The sequence below is a fragment of the Paenibacillus foliorum genome, from assembly GCF_013141765.1.
GTDB lineage: Bacteria > Bacillota > Bacilli > Paenibacillales > NBRC-103111 > Paenibacillus_S > Paenibacillus_S foliorum.
The window spans coordinates 150,000-168,275 of record NZ_WHOD01000070.1 but is presented as its reverse complement, the minus strand read 5'-3'; the positions used below and the strand labels follow the sequence as shown (position 1 = coordinate 168,275).

The following is an 18,276-nucleotide window of genomic DNA, read 5'->3' as shown; positions in this document are numbered from 1 at the left end:
GGTTGGTTATCAAGTTAAGCCTTTGCCGAAGTGGCGGAATGGCAGACGCACAGGACTTAAAATCCTGCGGTAGGTGACTATCGTGCGGGTTCGAGTCCCGCCTTCGGCATTACAAACCTTTACTCTTCTAGTAAAGGTACATCTAAACAAAACATACCTAAAGAGCCTTGTGTGGTTTATCACCACAAAGGGCTCTTTTTCCAATGCTCATCACACTAGGGTTTCAGTAAATTTCAAAACACCTCTCCTATTTATTCGCAAAAAAATGTAAACTTGCAGAGAATATATTTTACCTACGATAAAACCATTTCATAAATGGTTACGTTTCCTGAGATGAGTAGATTAATTGAACTTAATTTTATTATTCTTGGGAGGTATGAAATTGTATGGGAAAAAGAAGTAAAGCAGCAGCATGGTTGCTTGCGGGTGCATTTATGCTCGGCAGCGCATTCCCAGCATGGGCGGCGGAAGCGCCAGCTCCAAGCAAAGTTAAAACGGATGTACAGATTGTCGCAGATTTAGGCGTGCTGCAAGGTGATGGAAGCGGTGTTAGTGACGCCTATTTGGCAAAATCGACTACAAGGCTGCAGGCAGCTATTTTGTTTCTTCGTCTAAAAGGACTGGAAGCGACCGCTGCTAGCTTCACTGGCAAAGAAAACTTCACTGACGCTGGTTTGGTTAGTGACGGCAACAAAGCGATTCTCGCGTATTTAAAAGCGAATCCGCAGCTAGGTTGGTCCGGTACAGGCAACGGCAAGTTCGAGCCTGCTGGGCAAATAACGGCACAGCAATACTATAAAGTGCTGCTAGAATCATTAGGCTACAAACAGGATAGCGATTTTACATATGACAAGACAGTTTCCTTTTCAGGTGGCTTAGGATTGTCACAAGTAGCCAACGCTGGTTCGCTGCGTAACGGGCATATTGCAACGGCAACCGTTGAAGCTTTGAAAGTAAAAGTAAAGGGAGGCAGCAAAACGCTTCTCGATACATTGGTCGAACAAAAGGTCGTTGATGCTGCTAAAGCCGCAGGTGCACAGTATGCGTCAATCCGTATTGCAACAGATGCTGCGCTTGGTTCGTATTTGGTAGATGGCGCCGGCAAAACGTTGTATATGTTCATGAAGGACACACCGGATGTCAGTACTTGTAAAGACCAGTGTGTAACAAACTGGCCGGTTTATTATTCGGAGAGTATCCAAGTTCCAAGCGAGTTGAAAGCTGCTGATTTCAAGACGATTGTGCGCGAGGATGGCAAGAAGCAGACTACGTACCAAGGCTGGCCGCTTTATTATTTTGCTAAAGACGAGAAAGCTGGTGACGTAAAAGGGCAGGGTGTTAACCAAGTTTGGATGGTCCTGAATCATTCTGCTGTTACAGTTGCCAGTCAAGAAGGTCTAGGTAAATATATTGCAGACTCCAGAGGTATGGCGCTGTATTTGTATACGAAGGACTCAACGAATTTGAGCGTTTGTAAAGGCAACTGTGAAGTTAACTGGCCGATCTTCTATACGGAACATTTGCCTGTAATGGGTGACTTGAAAGCAGCTGATTTCGCAACCATCACTCGTGAAGACGGTACGAAGCAAACTACATACCAAGGCTGGCCGTTATATTATTATGTTAAGGACACCAAGCCAGGCGAGGTAAAAGGGCAAGATGTGGGCAAGGTGTGGTATGTTATTGATCCGACTGCAGCTGCCAAACCTGCACCAAAGGTTGAGGCTAAAACGTATTCAATTGAAATGGCTAAATTTGCATTCTCCCAAAAGGAACTGACTGTCGAAGCCGGTTCAACGATTACTTTTACAAATAACGATCTAGTCATGCACAATGCGGTGTCCGATTTATTGAAGGAGGATGGTACGCCTGTGTTTGAAACGAAGCTGCTCAGCAAGGGAGAATCTGAATCCATCACGATCACTAAACCGGGTGTATATACTTACTACTGTCTTCCACATAAGGGCGGAATGACAGCTACGATTATAGTCAAGTAATTCAAGAAAAGTCCGATGACTGGGGAAACCTGGGTTATCGGGCTTTTTTTATTTAAACAATCGGTCAACCTATTGCAAAAAAATTCTAAATATAAGAAGATAACAATAAACTGTATGGCCATTTTATTCGTTACTTATATTGAGGGAGTCCTTTGCGACTTGAGGAGCGCCGATCACGTGCAGCTATATTCGGATGAGCAATTGATGCAGCAGATAAAAGAAAAGCAAAGCGCTGCTCTGCGTATGTTATATGAACGCTACGTGCGGCTCGTCTACTCCTTTGCTGTCAAATCAGGAGCAGGAAGTGATCCCCAGTTCGCTCAGGATATCGTTCAAATGGTTTTTACACGCATCTGGACGACTGAGAAGGGCTATGATTCGAGCAAAGGCCAGTTTGTTAACTGGCTTATTACTGTGACAAGAAATGTCACTATAGACCAACTCAGAAAGCAGCGTAAGCAGGAATGTCTAGTATCCTTTGACCATTCATCGACCGAAGCTGAGCTGGCAGGTTTTTATAAGCAGGATGTGCTGCAGGATGCAATCTCACGTATGCTGCTCAAACAGCAGCTTGAGGCTGCCTACAGCTTTTTAACGGAAAGCCAAGTAAAGCTTATTCGCCATTTTTATTGGGAAGGCTATACATTAAATGAGATCGCCGAGAATTACGGAGAGCCTTTGGGAACGGTAAAAAGCAGACTGCATCAAGCTCTCAAAACTTTACGTAAGCAACTGAAACCTGACGGAGAGGAGTGAACTGCCATGACTGAAAGAAATAACCTCTGCGAGCAAGTATTTCCCTACTTTCTGAAGGAATTATCGCCCGAAGACGAAGAAACCTTTGAACATCACTTGAGATCTTGTCATTCGTGTAGGGATGAATTAGTAGAGTTGCAGCAGATCTGGCAAGCACTCCCTTTTGAGATGGAAGAAGTGGAGATTCAGGAGTCAGTTAAAGCGCAGATGCTGAATAATATTTTACAAGACATTCACGATCCAATGAATTCAGCCGAGCGAGCGGTAATAATGGATCAAGAACTTATTCCAGAAGCTAATCCTTTAGTGCAGAAGAAAAGACCTTCAACAAGGCGAAGCAGACTATGGTCGTTTGCGGCAGCGGGAATAGCGTGCATTATGGTAGGGGCTACGGTGGGCTGGGGCCTCAATGAGTACGGCCTGATACATTACCCTTTGGAGAGTAAAATAGCGGCTCCTGCACAGGTGATAGAGCAGTATACATTGAAAGCCTTCGATCCTAATATGCCTGCGGCAAATGGTCATTGTTGGATCAAGCAGCAAGGTCAACAGCAGCAGCTGGTGTTACAGGTCAATGGTCTTAAAGAAAATGCAGAAGATCAAGCCTACCAGGTCTGGATCGTCAAAAAGGGAACCAGGTTCAATGGGGGAACCTTCCGGGTTAATGAGAAGGGGAGCGGAGTCCTCACGTATGATCTTAATCCTATGGAAAGCGAATTCGACACGATAGGCATTACCTTGGAGCCTGATGCTTTGGGAACGAAGCCTCGCGGTAAAAAGGTGTTAGGCTCCTAAAGAACGGTCCTATACCGCCATCATCTGAGGGCTTAGATGATGGCGGTATTTCTGTGTAGGTGTAAGCTAAGATACAGCGTCTACAGGTAAGCAACTATGCGAAAACAACGGCTCCCAAACAATATTAGGATACAGAGGTGCCAGCTGGGACAGTCGTAAGTTGTATACCTGTCTAATTTCCGCTAAGATGGATTATAAACAATATTTGGGAGGTAGGCCCTATGGGACGGAAAAAAATTGAGCATATAGGCATTATGGTGTCGGATTTACAGCAATCGATCCGGTTCTACCGAGAAGTTGTCGGGCTGGTGTTAAAGGACACGCTGCTTCATACCAATGGAGTTATTCAGCTCGCATTTCTTGGATTCGATCAATCAGGTGAAACCGAGGTTGAACTGATCCAGGGCTATAATAATAAGCTGCCTCAGGAAGGTAAAGTTCATCATATAGCCTTCACTGTTGACGATGTCGAGGAAGAATTTGAACGTATTAAGCTGCTTAAGCATGTACAGCTCATCGATTCGGAGATTATTACCCTGCCCAATGGTTCACGGTATTTCTTCTTCCATGGACCTGATGGGGAATGGATTGAATTTTTTCAATCGACCCGTTAAGTATAGGCTATTCAATTAGGATGGCATCGAGAGGAGCAGAGTAGTTATGGCCAAGCAGGCCAAAATTGAAGAGATTCAATACATGCGAGGCTTCGCATTCCTGGCCGTCGTCCTTCAGCATGCCATCGGGCACTATGCTTATTTGCCTGAAGCCAGCTTACAGGATGGCGTCATGCTAGCGGTATTGTTGATTGCAGCTAAATTTGCAGTCCCCCTTTTTATTTTTATTACCGGGCTGGTGCTTTTCTACAACTATAGAGGTGACATTCCTTATGGAGCTTTCGTATGGAAACGCTGTAAGGACATCGTGCTGCCCTATGTGGTATGGTCGATAGTGTATGCTCTGGTGTTTCGTGGTGCTCCTGTTCCTTTCTGGACGGAAACTAAACAAATCTTTTTGTACATAATCACCGGAACGGCATCCTATCATACCTGGTATGTGGCGATGGTCATCCAGCTTTACTTCTTATTTCCATTGATTCAAAAAGCATTGTTGAGAATCCGCCAAGTATGTAAGCCTTGGCAGTTGATAGTTGGGTTTGGGCTTTTGACAATTGCTTATGTAGGGCTCACAGATCAGGTTTCGGTGATTAGCAATATTGCTGTGAAGCTCCATATTCCCATCTTGAGCTCATTATTTTCGGAATATGCGGATCGGAATGCATTGTATTTCTACCTCTATTTCCTGATGGGTGCTGTGGTCGGATTGAATTTTGAAGGCTGGAAAAGGCGAATAATGAGCTGGAAAGCGGGCTGGATTAGCTTATATGTGTTAATTTCAGTCGTGCTGCTTTATAAAATTACAGCGAGCTTCCAAACGAATTCCGGATTGATTATCCAATACAATGATACGACGCTGGTGCAGCCTTTCATGGCTGTATTCTTAATACTATCTGTGATCGCGATGAGCATTGCTACGGTTGTTATTCAACAATCGGCTGCAGATTGGACTAAGCGGATGCTCACATTTCTAGGACATTATTCATACAGCGCGTATTTAGCGCATGCTCTGATGCTTAATGCAGCAACTTATACGGCAGATTTCTTATTTCCAGGTTGGAATGTATCTGTGCGCACCCTTATTGCTTTCATCATATGTACATGGTTATCGGTTGGTTTGGCAGTATTGCTAAGTCGCTTTCGTATCGGACGTCTACTTAGTGGAGTGCCTGCTCCTCGTAAATCAGCTGCGTAGAGGTCCTTCTGTAGCCAATTCGCCTCAAGTCACATAGTATACATCAATACTTATGTTGAGGTGAACGTGATGAGCGGCAAAAAAGTGAAGAAGAAAAATACGCCACCGCCTAATGGTGATAAGCAACGATTTAACATGAAGGTAGTGACCTCCGATGTTTGCAATAAGTGCAGAAAGTGTGAACGTGGGCTTCGTTATTTGGAAAAAATGTCACAGCCTGGTGCGGTAGGCAAAGGTGTTCCCTGTATTCTTACAAGAGGCAAGGCTTACGTATAGCCTTAATAAAGCTTAGTAAAAGCATCTCTCTTCTAATAGGGAGATGCTTTTTTTGTCTCAAAAGGATTTTTATTTTAGAATGTGGAGGGGATGGAGGGAATGTGGTAAAATTTTTGTATCCATCTTCTGAATAAATGAGGTAGGATGAGAATGGACTTAAAGATGAAGTAATATAAAGTGGAGGCAACTGATGCCAGAGACAGACCAAGCTAATTATGAACAATTAAGAACTTCATTAAAGCAGTTGTGTGAAGATGCAGGCTATGAATCCCCTGATCTATTACATTTGATTGATGCCGCAGAACAACAGGCCCTTGAGCTTGAACGTCTAAGTACGCTGGAAACAGAGAATGCTCGTTTAAAGCAGGAAGTGAAGAAGCTGAGGGATTTATATTACAATAAGACACTTAGCAGCATGTCAACTAAATTGCAGGACGCTTTAAGGGAGTAGTAGTTTTGTTGGTGGGAATGAAAAAGAACGATCGGAGAATGAAGGGGCAGCTCTTATGGCTGCTTCTTTTTTCATTATTGAGAGATAATTGATGAGTATGCGTAGTTAGCTTGTGGAATAAAACTCTCTCATTTCCTCCTCGCTACAAAAGCTGCAGCTTGAAATGATATTGGATTGCCGCAGACGAATGCTTAAAAGGTTCAAATGACCCATTAGCAATGTATGCTGGTTTTCATCCAAGGAAAAGCGAATACCATACTCGTACATGGAGGATGATATGTTAGTCTTACGGACGATTGTGCCCAAAACCTTCACATCTTTATGAAACAATGAAAAAATGAATTCCAATAGCAAATCAATATTTAATGGCAAGTCTAACTTAGAATGAACACGTAAGCCGCCTGCGCTAATATCGGTTACACAAATGCTAGCATACTTGGTATCGACTAAAATATTATTGATGCCGACAATTTTTAATTGAGCGGAGAGCGGAATTTTTAGTCCTATCCGGAAATATTCTCTTTTGTTTGCCATAGACATAATTTAATCAGCCTTTTTTTATAATTGTGATGCTTAAAGTTTAGAAATTCGTTGGTATGTTGTATTCCTTTTAATTCTTTGATTATAGCATATTTTTAGCCTATTAAAACGGAAAAAATGAGACTAATGTGGAGACACCACTGGATTTATGAAGACAAGCTTCCATGTATATTTTTATTGAAAGATATTGTAAAGTTTTATTGAAAGCGCTACAATATTAATTAAGACACACTAAACCTTATATATTATGTATTAATTTAATTCACTCTTGGGAGAAGGGAATTGATTAACATGATGCAATGGAATACTTATGCAGGATATAAGGAAAAACTTGAAGAGATGCAGGATTTAGCATTCGATTGTTATCGAACTGACCCTGAGCTATTTAGTGTCATTGATAGTCTGGTACGGGCCTGTGAGATGATGACAGATTCATCCCGTGAGGCTAATGTGTATAGTCAATTGGAAACGGCCTGTAATGGGTTGAAGAAATACAAAACCGAACGAATGAGCAATTTGTAAAATAAACGACGATAACCCCCTTCACCAATTAGATGGGGTTGTAGCATTTAAAAGACCTGACTCGTTAACGAGATCAGGTCTTTACTGTGATTAATCTTAGGAAACATGGCTGGGTTTATGCACAATTTAGGTAGCTAGTTGAAGGATAAGTCTTGATCATTGATCTTAATTCATCCAGAAGATTGTCAAATTCAGTTTGGAGTTTATGAAGTTCTGAGGAGTAATCATTATAGAGAGTATCGAGCTCTTTAGATGTTAGAGTTATGAATCTGTTGTAATCATCAAGGCAGCTGTTTAATGGATCGATCTCGACCTCAGTTTTAAACATATAATTACTCATAACAGTCACTCTCCTAATTTCAACTCGAAAATAATATAAATAAAGCTTATTATTGTAAGCATTTTCAAGTCAAGACATTATTTTAAATATTCTGATAATTTTAAAAATATTTAATAATAAAGGAAAATTCCAAATATTGTCGAATAGTTTTAGTAAGTAAGAGGTTTAATTTAAACAAACTAGGTTTACAAAACCCAAATAACCGGTACCCACAACAAGGAGAAAATGATGATAGAAATTGGCTACGAACTTGGAGATATTGAGACGCTTAAAGTGAGATCTAATATAGAATTAACTATAGGAAAAGTTTTCAAATCACGTGGTCAGATGGAGGGGCAATTGAATGTCTTTTGGGAAGTTTTACGCAAAGAACTGGATGGTCGCTATGTTTGCAAAGTAGTAGGTATTAATAGTTTTGGCAAAGCCAAATAAATAAGCCCTTGATCCTTCTAGCATAAAGGGTTGAGGGCCTTTCTTTTGCAAACATATACTCGTTCTAGTCCAAATACTTGGGATTATAGCAATTGCGGCAGTTTTTGTGATCGGAATGTCCTGATAATGAGTATTCGTGGTTCGCCCAATAGGTTTTGTTGCAGCAGTCACATCTCCAATAACCCAAAGCATAACGGGTGAGATGATAGGCTCCTTTAGGAAGCGAACAGACAATAAGGAAAACAATAATTCCCGTATATTTAACGAGCTGTGTGGTTAAAAAAATAGGATACAGCAACGGAATACGCTTGATTGTTTTCATAAACAACACATCCTTCCAGCAGATAGTATCCATTATTAACAGATTTTCTAATAAATATTTATTTGCCATGAAAAATAGACCTTTCCCTTTTTGGGTAAGGTCTATTGCTATCGCTTGGTCGAAGCTACTGCAGTGGAGTAGACTTTTTATTATTCTGACTTGATACAAAATCGACTGTCCAATCAATCATTCCATTCATCATAGCAAGCATTAAGTTAATAACATCTTCCTCGGTTAAACTTTTATTTTTGGAACCATTGGATGTGTATTCCTGCATTTTTTTCTCTAGACTGCTTATTAACCCTTTGAGCTTTATAAAATCATTGGCGATGTTAAACAGTTGATTATCATTATTCTCATTTTTGCTTCCGCTATTATCACTTTGATTTTCATTGCTGCTATTGCTGCTTTGGTTGCTTTGGCTTTGGGCATCGTTTTTATTTTTATTTGATGCTTGGTTCTGATTAGAATCTTGATTTTGTAGTAATTCTTTAATTTCCTGCAGCTCTTGGGTCAACATTTGATTATGCTCAGTCAGCTCATCAATTTGTCCTTTAATTTCACGGTTACTAATCATAAGTTCTCCTTACACACTTTGGTTTTAATCTTAGAGTAACCAAATATAAACTGAATATCCAAGGCGTTAATGAACTTTTCTGAAATAAAAAAAGAGGGCATCAAGCCCCCCTAATTAATAACTCTTCTAGCTGTAATATATCGGTCGTTATAATCACTTAAGTTACTGATTTTTACACCATTAAAGGAATTGCTGACGGTGTTATGAATAAACTTACCATCGCCTGTATAGATGCCAACATGATTTACTTGTCCAGGTGTGCCAACACTAAAGAAGACTAGATCGCCTTTTAGTAGATTTCTTTTGTTTACAAAGGTACCTTGAGTGCTTTGGATCTCAGAATCCCATTTCAAGCTTATTCCCTGAGATTCAAATACATATTTTGTGAAAGATGAGCAATCAAATATAAAGCGGGAAGGGTTATTTTCGCCAAATATATAATGAACTTTTCCTTCTAATGATTTGGACAATGAAATAATCTTATCTGCCTTCTGACTATCCGTTGTTTGTGTAGTTGCCGCATAAGCAGCTTTTGGCGTGAGAGATAGAGTACCCGTTAAAGCGATAGTAAGACAGCCTGCACCGACAAGGGTTCTAGTTAGTAGTTTATTCATGAAGTCCCTCCCAAATATCAACTCAACTTGATCTAGGGGGAATTGTAACAAAATAATATGAAATTAACATTAAGTTAACCATGTGAATAAATGGAAGGATTTTTAGAGGTGGATAGGATACGGAAATACGGGAAAGGGCGTGGGTTCAATTGTTACATTAGTCGGCTTGACTACTACATCCTGGCTTTTAACAGGTAATGAGAGGATGCCGCTTCCATCATAGTAAACTGGTTTTTGGGGTTCATTAATCATGATAAACATCTCCTTTATATATTAAGTTAGATTAGGTTTATTTTACCAAATATACAAGACATTCACACTAAAAAAATAAAAAAAGAGCGTCACTTTAGTGACCCTCTTCTTAAGCGAGATGCTGTTGAATGATTATTTTGTAATTCCATAAGGATTGGCTATTATTTGCCCATTTAATAACTCGAATTCATATTCAAATGGGTCGGCTGGGATAGGGTTTACGATTACGAAATTACTTTTTAGTTCATTTATTACCAAGATAGATAATGAAACCAAGCAGATAATCGCAAGTGATTTTGTTCTTCTCATATTATCGAAAACCTCCAGCACCTAATATGTCTTCATTGTAATTGGCGAATGTAAATGGAGTATTAGCCATAAGTAAAAGAAATATTAATTGATTGACAGTTTAATACTTTGGGTGGGGAGAATAGCTTGGACTATCTAAATAATATAGAAACACGTAAGCAAGAAGTTAAAGTTTTTGTTTGTTTTTTAGTTTATAGGTGATTACATGGTATACTAGATAAAAGATCAACAGATGCGGAGAATAGTTCTGTGTTACAACAAGCAGTTATATTCTTTTCATGCTGACTTTAACCTATTGTCGTGAGAAAGTGGTCACATGAATAGGCTACTGTAGAAAAAAATAAAGAGGGGGGCGAAGGATTATGGCTAATTTTGAAGATTGGAATCAGAAGTTGAAAAAAACTTTCGAAAACACCAGTAACAAAGAAGTATTAACAGTTACTGAGGCAGGAACTTTATTTAACTTGTCCAAAGATAAAATGAAGGAATATGTAGTTGAAAAGGGACTTACAAAAGTTAAAGTTATGAGAAGTGCTCATAGATATTTGTTATTAAAAAGTGAAGTCGAAGCCCTACTAGAAACAGAACGCTAATTGAAAATAGTTCATTCATCATTGTAGAACACATCTTGAAGCTCATTTATTACGAATGGGCTATTTTCGTTTATAGTTGAAGGAATAAATCTTAATACATTGGGAAAAATATCCTTAGAAATGAGGAGGGATATCATAAATGCCTAATGAAAAAATCGATAAAGAAACAGATGGCAACCCAGAAACGGTATATGAAGATACTGCTGCACATGAGCGCACAGGGTTTATGGTTGAAGATACGGACCAGATTCGATATGAAGATGTAAATGAAGACGTAGATGGAATTGAATATTGAGACATTTAACTTAACAGTTAACAACAGCCTCCACTTACAATGGAGGTTATTTACATACTTGACAGCTTTGAAAGTCATGGCTAACCATACCTGTATTTACCCATTTCCTCATTGCATTAAACGGGTCTGGTAGTTCATTGTCCATGTCTGGTGTAATTGGTGAAAATAAGGTGGATAGTAAATAAAGGAATAAATGCTATTAATGTCGAAATTTTTTTTATGATGCGAATAGAAAATAAAACCGTCTTCAAATATGTGGCCACAATATTATTGTTTCTTAGCATTCTCCTCGGCCTGCGATGGGCTTGGCTTGAGATTTTTTCTGCGGCTGATCACCCAAATGCAGTTAGCGGTATACTCGACATACGCGGAATGGATTTAAGGAAAACTTCCTCTTTTCCATTAGATGGCGAATGGCAGTTCTACCCTGGAAAATTAGTTGCTCATCAGGATCTGCAGAATACTGAAGAACAATCACGATATATTCAAGTCCCTGGAGACTGGAGCAGCGTGCTATCAAAAGACTCGGGATCTTCTATTGGATACGGAACTTACCGACTGCGAATTCTAGTAGATCCGCTGGAACAGCCAATCGCATTATGGCTTCAGGGAATACAAGCTTCATCTGCTGTGGAAATCAATGGGTTCACAGAGGGGGACATAGGAAAACCTGCCGAAAACACTAGTGAGTACATACCTAAAAGTATCTCTTACACAGCTTCCTACTCTGAGAAAGGAGCAAAAGAGCTAGAAGTACTCATTCGGGTAGCTAATTTCGAAAATCCATATGACGGGGGTATCTTGAGACCCATTCGCTTTGGCTCTCAGGCAGCGATCGATTATGTACGTTGGTATTCTATAGGGTTTCAACTAGTCACGTTTATTGTTTTGCTGCTTCACGGATTGTATGCTTTTATTCTGTATTGGTTTAATCCGCATGAACGGACTTTGTTCATTGTCTCTCTACTAACGCTGGCTACCGGGATTTCGATTATGACCGGCCATGATAACCTGCTCTTGCTATGGCTGCCGATCAACTATACTTGGGCGCTAAAGATAAGACTGCTTGCTCTCCTTTGGCATTCTTATTTTATTCTAATAGTCTTCAGAAGGTTCTCATCAGCTCCTCCGAAGAGCGTATGGTTACGTGTATTCACCGCGGCACTCATTTCTTACTCAGGATTTCTGTTGGTTGCAACGGTCCCAGTGGTGTATGGATCGGTTGAACTAAAGGTACTTAGTTTTTTATATTTATTTCCCTTTGCATGGTTTATTTATACAGTAGGAACAATGATCTTCAGAAAGCAGGCTGAAATTGATGATGTCTTCTTGCTGCTTTCTGCGGCAAGTATTATGTCTAGTTTTGTCTGGAGCTTATGGAATTCTTTTTTTGTTGTTTACTATCCATTCGATATACTGGCAGCTATTATTGGTTTTTCTACTTACTGGTTCAAAAAATATTTCCGTCATTCTTACGAAAACACCAGACTAAACGAGCAGTTAAAAAAAGCAGACAAGCTGAAAGACCAATTTCTCGCCAATACATCGCACGAACTAAGAACGCCGCTGCATGGCATTATGAATATCGCCCAGACAATTGTTGCCAAAGAGAAAGAGAAGCTGAATGCGAGCAGCCTTAAGGATATGGAACTGCTAATAACGATAAGTCGTCGAATGTCTCATATGCTTGGTGATCTTCTTGATGTCGCACGTCTTAAGGAGCATCGCATTGTGCTGCAGCAAAAGCCATTGCAGATTCAAACGGTCGTTCCCGGTGTAATCGGTATGCTTAAATTTATGGTTGAAGGCAAGCCTATCGAACTAAATATGAATATCGCGGACTCTATGCCGCTGGTAATGGCCGATGAGAAAAGACTCGTGCAAGTGCTGTATAACTTATTGCATAACGCCCTCAAATACACGGAAGCAGGAACAATCTCAGTTTCCGCCGAGACGGTGAACGGACAGGCTGTCATACACGTTTCCGACACAGGGGTTGGTATGAATGAGGAAACACAGGCGAGGGCCTTTCTTCCTTATGAACAAGGTGATTATGGGATAAGCGATGGAAGAGGAATTGGACTTGGTTTAAGCATATGCAAGCAGTTGGTAGAACTACACGGGGGTGCACTGACCGTTCGCTCTGAACCTGGTAAGGGCTCTGTATTTAGTTTTAATCTACCGTTATTAGCTAATTCGTCGAACCTCGGGTCAGTGCAAAACCAACTTCAATTTCACCAGATAACGGAACAAAGTGAATATTTGTCCTCACGCTTCTTTTTTCCGGATACTACAATCGGCGAATTGGCAGCCTCCGTACTTATCCCACCAGTATTGAATGATGGGAAGGTAAATATTCTTGTAGTTGATGACGACCCCGTCAATCTGAATGTGCTTGTTGGAATTCTTTCGGCGGAGCCATATCACATCACAACAGCTAATTCAGGCCGCGAGGTTTTGGAATTGCTGGACACCCAACAATGGGATCTTCTCATTGCCGATGTCATGATGCCAAATATGTCAGGCTACGAGTTGACGCAGAGAGTACGGGAGCATTATTCCGTATCAGAGCTTCCCGTTTTGCTGCTGACCGCGCGTAGTCAGACCGCTGACATCTACGCAGGATTCTCGTCGGGAGCCAACGATTATGTAACCAAGCCTGTAGATGCTCTGGAACTCAAATATCGAATCAGGGCGCTGACCGCGCTGAAGCAATCCATAAACGAACGATTGCGCATGGAGGCCGCCTATCTGCAGGCTCAGATTCAACCTCATTTTCTATTCAACACGCTTAATTCAATTATGGTGCTAAGCGATATAGATACGGAAAAGATGCGTAAGCTGGGTGATGCATTTACATCATTTTTACGGATCAGCTTTGATTTTCTAAATACAGGGGAGTTGGTCGAGCTTGCTCATGAACTAGAGCTTGCTGAAGCCTATTTGTATATTGAGAAAGTACGATTCGAGGACAGGTTGTCTATCGTATGGGAAGTTGAACCTAACATCAACTTGTTTCTCCCTCCGCTTTCTATACAGCCACTGATTGAAAATGCTGTCAAGCACGGCCTCCTTAGCCGGCACAAAGGCGGTACAATCCATATTCGGATAACCCGCCAAATCGACTCCACACTAATTGAAGTAGAAGATAACGGAAAGGGTATGGAGCAAGAAAAGGTTATTCAACTGTTGAGTTCGACCAGGAAAGGAAAGAGTGGAATTGGATTTTCCAATACGCATCGACGCTTGATGCAATTGTACGGCCAAGGATTGTCTATTTCCAGTAAGCCCAATGAAGGAACAACCGTGTGGTTTGTCATTCCGGACAAGCGAACTAAGTAGGTTACTTTATTGAGCCAAGCTCATGTATCATTCAAAAACTTGTGTAGATGTAGAACATAGGAGTCATATTAAAAAGTCCCTATCCTTTTACAGGTCTGAATTTGTAAAGGTACCTGACAGAACTTATCATATAAAAATCGTTCGGAACTGAATAAGATAGAGATCCTGAGTATTCAAGGTCTCTGTCTATTTTTTTTGTTAAAATGAGAGATGGTCGAACCGTCTCCGTTTCGTCCCCAGTATCGAAACAGTGGTCATCTTTTCAATCCCTGAAAATAAAGAAAAAGCCCTTGATTATCAAGGGCTTTCGTGTATGACCTGTAGTGGGCTCGAACCACTGACCCCTACCCTGTCAAGACATCATGGTTAATGTCCTCTTATATACCAAAGTAGACTTTATGTAGTTTTAGTACTGTAATTATTATCAATATGCATAGTGAAATGCACTTTAATTTACTTCGATTATTAGATGTTTGTGACCAATAGTGTGACCATAACAAAGGAGTGCTTCTTATGGAAAGTATCAAATTAATGAATCGTGAACAAGCTATATTTTTAGAAGTAATGGACGATCTTGATTTTAATGGAATATTAGAACCTCTGATTTTTTCTTATCACGATTTTCTCTCAGGTTATGATTTCTCAATTTCTACTGATTTGGAGATTCAAAAGAGGGCAAGGGAATGTATGAAAAAGTATATGATAATGCAAGATACCTCAATTTGTTTTTATGATCAAAGATGGGAGATTCTAAAAACTCTAGATCTTGATGCTGCTGAATGGGACTATTTAGATCAAATTGGTTATTAAAAATTTTATAATGTGAGCTTAGAGTTTTAAAAAAGAATAATTGATTACAATGTTCAGACTGGTAGATGCATTTATTTAACTGTTTTTACCCGTTAACTCTATATCTTATGGTACTGCTCACTGTTTTGTCTATAACGGCAAGTATTGGTTAAATATGGTATAGTAAACTTAATACATATTTTCAGATGGTGAGGGTTCATTATGTCTAAAAATAACCAAATTTTATTAGAAGAAATAATTAAACAAGAAAGAGAAAACATCGAAGAATCCATATCAATAGAGAAATTTTTTGAATTTTATTCCGCCAATCAAATATTAAAAACTTACGAATTAAGTTACGATGAACTAGAACTTGGCCTATCTGGTGATAGCCATGATGGTGGAGTTGATTCGATATATCTCCTTGTTAACGGAGATATAGTTAAAGAAGATGAAAATATTAAAGAAAAGTATAGAAAAAATGTAGATGTTGAATTAGTCCTTATTCAATCGAAGTATACTAACTCTTTTTCGGAAGAGCCTCTACTCAAGTTATCTAGACTATCTAGAAACTTATTTAATCTTGATTTTGATAGGAACGATTTTATCGGTAGATATAACAATAAAGTTTTAGATGCTTTTGAACTTTTCCGTGAAACATATATAGCATTAATTACAAAAAAACCAAAATTAAAGATAAGCTTTTACTATGCATCTAAGGGTATTGAAGTCCATCCAAATGTTAAAAAGCAAGCCGAAGATTTAATTAGCGATGTAAAGACATTACTTACAGATGCATCAGTTGAAGTTACTTTTGTTGGTGCAGAACAATTAATTAAACTTATACAGTCAAGAACAAACGACGTTTATCGCTTGAAAGTATCTGAAAATCCAATGTCATCTTCGGGACAAGTTTTTATTTCACTTGCCAACTTGGCTGATTATTATAAGTTTATTACTGATGAAAATAACAATTTAATGAAACACATTTTTGAATCCAATGTAAGAGATTACCAAGGAAAAACAAATGTTAACAACGAGATTCAGGAAACTCTGGAGATCACAGGGGAAGAAGAATTTTGGTGGCTTAACAATGGTGTAACAATAATTGCATCAGAAGCATCCGCGCCGGGAGGAAAAGAACTAGTTATTCACAATCCCGAGGTTGTGAACGGTTTACAGACTTCAAGTGAAATTTTCAAATTTTATTCTTCCAATCCAAATAATTTAGTAACTGAAAAAAGAAATATTCTTGTTAGAGTTATTGTTCCAGAAACGGAAGAAACGAGAGATAAAATTATAAGAGCAACTAATAGCCAAACTCCCATACCAAAATCTTCTTTAAGGGCTACGGATACCATTCACCGCCAAATTGAAGATTTCATGAAACCGCGTGGTTTATTTTATGATCGTAGAAAGAATTATTACAAAAACGAAGGAAAAAAACCAAAAGATATAATTAGTGTATCGTTTTTAGCGCAATGTCTAATGTCTGTACTAACCCAACAACCTGACTTTGCTAGAGCAAGGCCCTCAACTCTTCTTGAAAATGATGAGGCATATAATAGCCTTTATCATAAGAACAATGACTTAAATACATATTACCTTCTAGCTTATATAGGAAGATTTGTTGAACTAATTCTCAAAGAAGAGAGCCCAATTAATTCTTCTGAAATCAATGATATTAAGTTTTATGTTCTATATGCAGTATGTGCCCAATTAGCTTCCAGTATTTATCCCTCAAATAAACAAATTTCTATTTTAACGAAAAATGAAGTAAGAAAAGATCTTATTAATACTACAATAGAGTTTGTCTATGATCTTTATAAAACACTTGGTGGAACTGATAAGATAGCAAAGAGCTCGAAATTTACAGAGCTTCTTAAAGAAAAGCTTCGTGAAAAAAAACTATAAAACATGCGGTTACTTATGAGGCGTATCATTGTTAGTAGAAAATAGCCAAACTATTTATTGAGTATATTTGTGGTCGAAAAATATGACAAAGGGGGGAAGAGGGCGATATAGCCCTCGACTCCCCCTTTGCATTTTTTGAGACAGCAAAATTATAATAACTTTTTGTAATTGCGAGTATAAACAATATAGCGGGATATCTCAATTACTAAAATATCAATTCTCAGTCAAAATAACATTAATTAGATTGATTATCTTTTTTTTTTCATTTTCTGTAAGTGTCTTACCGTTATAACTAAGATCAATATGCTTCCAGGTAAATAATTCTTCGATTTTAACCGTTCTTTCCAGTACAATTTGTTTTATTAAATTATTATCATTTTCATAAAGATAATATTCAAGTTCAGTAAATAGTTTATCTTTCTCTTCTTGTTGTTCTCTCATAATATTTAATATAAATTTGCTGTTATTTTTTTCCCCGCCTAATACTAAATAATCGGTTGTAACTATAAGTATTTTGGATAGGTTACTTAGATCAGACTTGTCGGGATTTGTGTACCCTCTCTCCCAATTAGAAACAACCTGTGATGTTACGTTAACTTTATCTGCTAAATCCTGTTGAGTCCATTTATATTCTTTTCTTAATTTTTTTATCCTAGTACCAATTGTTTCAGACACGGATACATCTTCCTTTCCTATTTACGATAATTTTATCATTTAACTTTATATTTATAAATAATATAAAAATAAAGGTTGAAATTAACGGAATCCGTTAGTATAATATGTTTATCTTTCCAGTTGGTGGTGATTGAAATAATTTATGAAAATATTGAGCGACTGCGAAAAGTAAGAGGTATTACCAAAACCAAATTGGCAAAAGAGCTAGATATTTCATTGCAAGGTTATAGGCATATTGCTTATGGCAATGTTCGTTTAGATGTTGAACGCTTACAAGTAATTGCGAAATTTTTTAATGTTGAACCGGCTATTTTTTTTAACACAGAACTAACGGAAAACGTTATAAAAGAATTGCTTTTAAAGAAAGAAATCTCGAAAACTTAGATTATAACGAAAGAAGGTGATGACTATAACTTTATTAGTAAATTTTCTAAATGAAATTGAAAAGTACCTCCAACAGCAAATTAAAACTAGAATTATCCAAATGAAAAATGAAAAAAAATTATTGGAGGAAATTTTAAAAATTCGTAAAACATTGGAGTAAGATCAGCCGTACCAGAGAGGAGCAAAGCGACGAACTGGCTTGGTCTTGATATGGAGGGACGAGGGGTGCTAGGCTTGCTCCTTGTGGACAGGCCCCCTTTGGGGGACTGACCGCATCGCCTGTCCTGCATCC

The 18,276-nt window shown here is 38.7% G+C and carries 20 protein-coding genes and 1 tRNA gene; 16 read left to right on the top strand and 5 right to left on the bottom strand.

All coding sequences use genetic code 11. The annotated features are described in order from the left end of the window. The first annotated feature begins 24 nt into the window (after positions 1-24). The 8 genes from GC093_RS19400 (at position 25) to GC093_RS19365 (ending at position 6,084) form a co-directional block, all read left to right on the top strand. A tRNA-Leu gene (locus GC093_RS19400) sits at positions 25-109 on the top strand. A gap of 277 nt (positions 110-386) precedes the next feature. Then, positions 387-1,997: a plastocyanin/azurin family copper-binding protein gene (locus GC093_RS19395; protein ID WP_171653535.1), complete on the top strand. Its 1,611-nt coding sequence runs from the start codon at positions 387-389 to the stop codon at positions 1,995-1,997. Positions 1,998-2,174: 177 nt separating this feature from the next. Continuing rightward, entirely contained in the window at positions 2,175-2,753 is a 579-nt protein-coding gene (locus GC093_RS19390) for an RNA polymerase sigma factor (protein ID WP_312886566.1), read from the top strand. Between the two features lie 6 nt (positions 2,754-2,759). Then, complete coding sequence (locus tag GC093_RS19385) at positions 2,760-3,548, top strand: anti-sigma factor (RefSeq protein WP_171653773.1); 789 nt, start codon at positions 2,760-2,762, stop codon at positions 3,546-3,548. Between the two features lie 221 nt (positions 3,549-3,769). Further along, positions 3,770-4,162 carry a VOC family protein gene (locus GC093_RS19380; protein WP_171653533.1) on the top strand — a complete coding sequence of 131 codons (393 nt, stop codon included), beginning with the start codon at positions 3,770-3,772 and terminating at the stop codon, positions 4,160-4,162. A 46-nt stretch (positions 4,163-4,208) separates the two neighbouring features. Beyond that, on the top strand, positions 4,209-5,357 hold the full coding sequence (locus tag GC093_RS19375) for an acyltransferase (RefSeq protein WP_171653532.1): 1,149 nt from the start codon (positions 4,209-4,211) through the stop codon (positions 5,355-5,357). A gap of 69 nt (positions 5,358-5,426) precedes the next feature. Further along, positions 5,427-5,633: a hypothetical protein gene (locus GC093_RS19370; protein WP_171653531.1), complete on the top strand. Its 207-nt coding sequence runs from the start codon at positions 5,427-5,429 to the stop codon at positions 5,631-5,633. 190 nt (positions 5,634-5,823) lie between these two features. Further along, a complete protein-coding gene (locus GC093_RS19365) occupies positions 5,824-6,084 on the top strand; it encodes a hypothetical protein (protein ID WP_171653530.1) in 261 nt (86 codons plus the stop codon). Between the two features lie 105 nt (positions 6,085-6,189). Here the strand turns inward: GC093_RS19365 and GC093_RS19360 are convergent, their stop codons facing one another. Then, positions 6,190-6,618, bottom strand: coding sequence for a PilZ domain-containing protein (locus GC093_RS19360; RefSeq protein WP_171653529.1), 429 nt, complete (start codon positions 6,616-6,618; stop codon positions 6,190-6,192). Positions 6,619-6,915: 297 nt separating this feature from the next. Here GC093_RS19360 and GC093_RS19355 point away from each other — a divergent pair, with 297 nt between their 5' ends. Together GC093_RS19355 and GC093_RS19350 are read left to right on the top strand one after the other, a co-directional pair. Beyond that, positions 6,916-7,146 (top strand): hypothetical protein, encoded by a 231-nt coding sequence (locus GC093_RS19355; RefSeq protein WP_171653528.1) that lies wholly within the window; start codon positions 6,916-6,918, stop codon positions 7,144-7,146. A gap of 568 nt (positions 7,147-7,714) precedes the next feature. Continuing rightward, positions 7,715-7,918, top strand: coding sequence for a hypothetical protein (locus tag GC093_RS19350; RefSeq protein WP_171653527.1), 204 nt, complete (start codon positions 7,715-7,717; stop codon positions 7,916-7,918). 64 nt (positions 7,919-7,982) lie between these two features. On the opposite strand, the gene GC093_RS19345 is transcribed toward GC093_RS19350, so the two are convergent. The 3 genes from GC093_RS19345 to GC093_RS19335 all read right to left on the bottom strand — a co-directional run bounded on the left by GC093_RS19345 (position 7,983) and on the right by GC093_RS19335 (position 9,431). Next, positions 7,983-8,240, bottom strand: a complete 258-nt coding sequence (locus GC093_RS19345) for a hypothetical protein (RefSeq protein WP_171653526.1) — start codon at positions 8,238-8,240, stop codon at positions 7,983-7,985. A 124-nt stretch (positions 8,241-8,364) separates the two neighbouring features. Further along, positions 8,365-8,817 (bottom strand): hypothetical protein, encoded by a 453-nt coding sequence (locus GC093_RS19340; RefSeq protein WP_171653525.1) that lies wholly within the window; start codon positions 8,815-8,817, stop codon positions 8,365-8,367. A gap of 110 nt (positions 8,818-8,927) precedes the next feature. Continuing rightward, positions 8,928-9,431, bottom strand: a complete 504-nt coding sequence (locus GC093_RS19335; RefSeq protein ID WP_171653524.1) for a C40 family peptidase — start codon at positions 9,429-9,431, stop codon at positions 8,928-8,930. Between the two features lie 923 nt (positions 9,432-10,354). Between GC093_RS19335 and GC093_RS19330 the strand changes: the two genes are divergently transcribed. The 5 genes from GC093_RS19330 (at position 10,355) to GC093_RS19310 (ending at position 16,925) form a co-directional block, all read left to right on the top strand. Then, complete coding sequence (locus GC093_RS19330) at positions 10,355-10,585, top strand: helix-turn-helix domain-containing protein (protein ID WP_171653523.1); 231 nt, start codon at positions 10,355-10,357, stop codon at positions 10,583-10,585. A gap of 139 nt (positions 10,586-10,724) precedes the next feature. Further along, positions 10,725-10,880: a hypothetical protein gene (locus tag GC093_RS19325; RefSeq protein ID WP_171653522.1), complete on the top strand. Its 156-nt coding sequence runs from the start codon at positions 10,725-10,727 to the stop codon at positions 10,878-10,880. A 219-nt stretch (positions 10,881-11,099) separates the two neighbouring features. Beyond that, positions 11,100-14,222, top strand: coding sequence for a hybrid sensor histidine kinase/response regulator (locus GC093_RS19320; RefSeq protein WP_246314803.1), 3,123 nt, complete (start codon positions 11,100-11,102; stop codon positions 14,220-14,222). 513 nt (positions 14,223-14,735) lie between these two features. After that, positions 14,736-15,032, top strand: a complete 297-nt coding sequence (locus GC093_RS19315) for a hypothetical protein (protein WP_171653521.1) — start codon at positions 14,736-14,738, stop codon at positions 15,030-15,032. 201 nt (positions 15,033-15,233) lie between these two features. Beyond that, the gene (locus tag GC093_RS19310; RefSeq protein WP_171653520.1) at positions 15,234-16,925 is read left to right on the top strand and encodes an AIPR family protein; all 1,692 of its coding nucleotides are present in this window, start codon (positions 15,234-15,236) and stop codon (positions 16,923-16,925) included. Positions 16,926-17,138: 213 nt separating this feature from the next. Here GC093_RS19310 and GC093_RS19305 read toward each other — a convergent pair whose 3' ends face one another. After that, on the bottom strand, positions 17,139-17,600 hold the full coding sequence (locus GC093_RS19305) for a helix-turn-helix domain-containing protein (protein WP_171653519.1): 462 nt from the start codon (positions 17,598-17,600) through the stop codon (positions 17,139-17,141). Between the two features lie 123 nt (positions 17,601-17,723). Here GC093_RS19305 and GC093_RS19300 point away from each other — a divergent pair, with 123 nt between their 5' ends. After that, on the top strand, positions 17,724-17,984 hold the full coding sequence (locus tag GC093_RS19300) for a helix-turn-helix domain-containing protein (protein WP_312886565.1): 261 nt from the start codon (positions 17,724-17,726) through the stop codon (positions 17,982-17,984). The last annotated feature ends 292 nt before the right edge of the window (positions 17,985-18,276 follow it).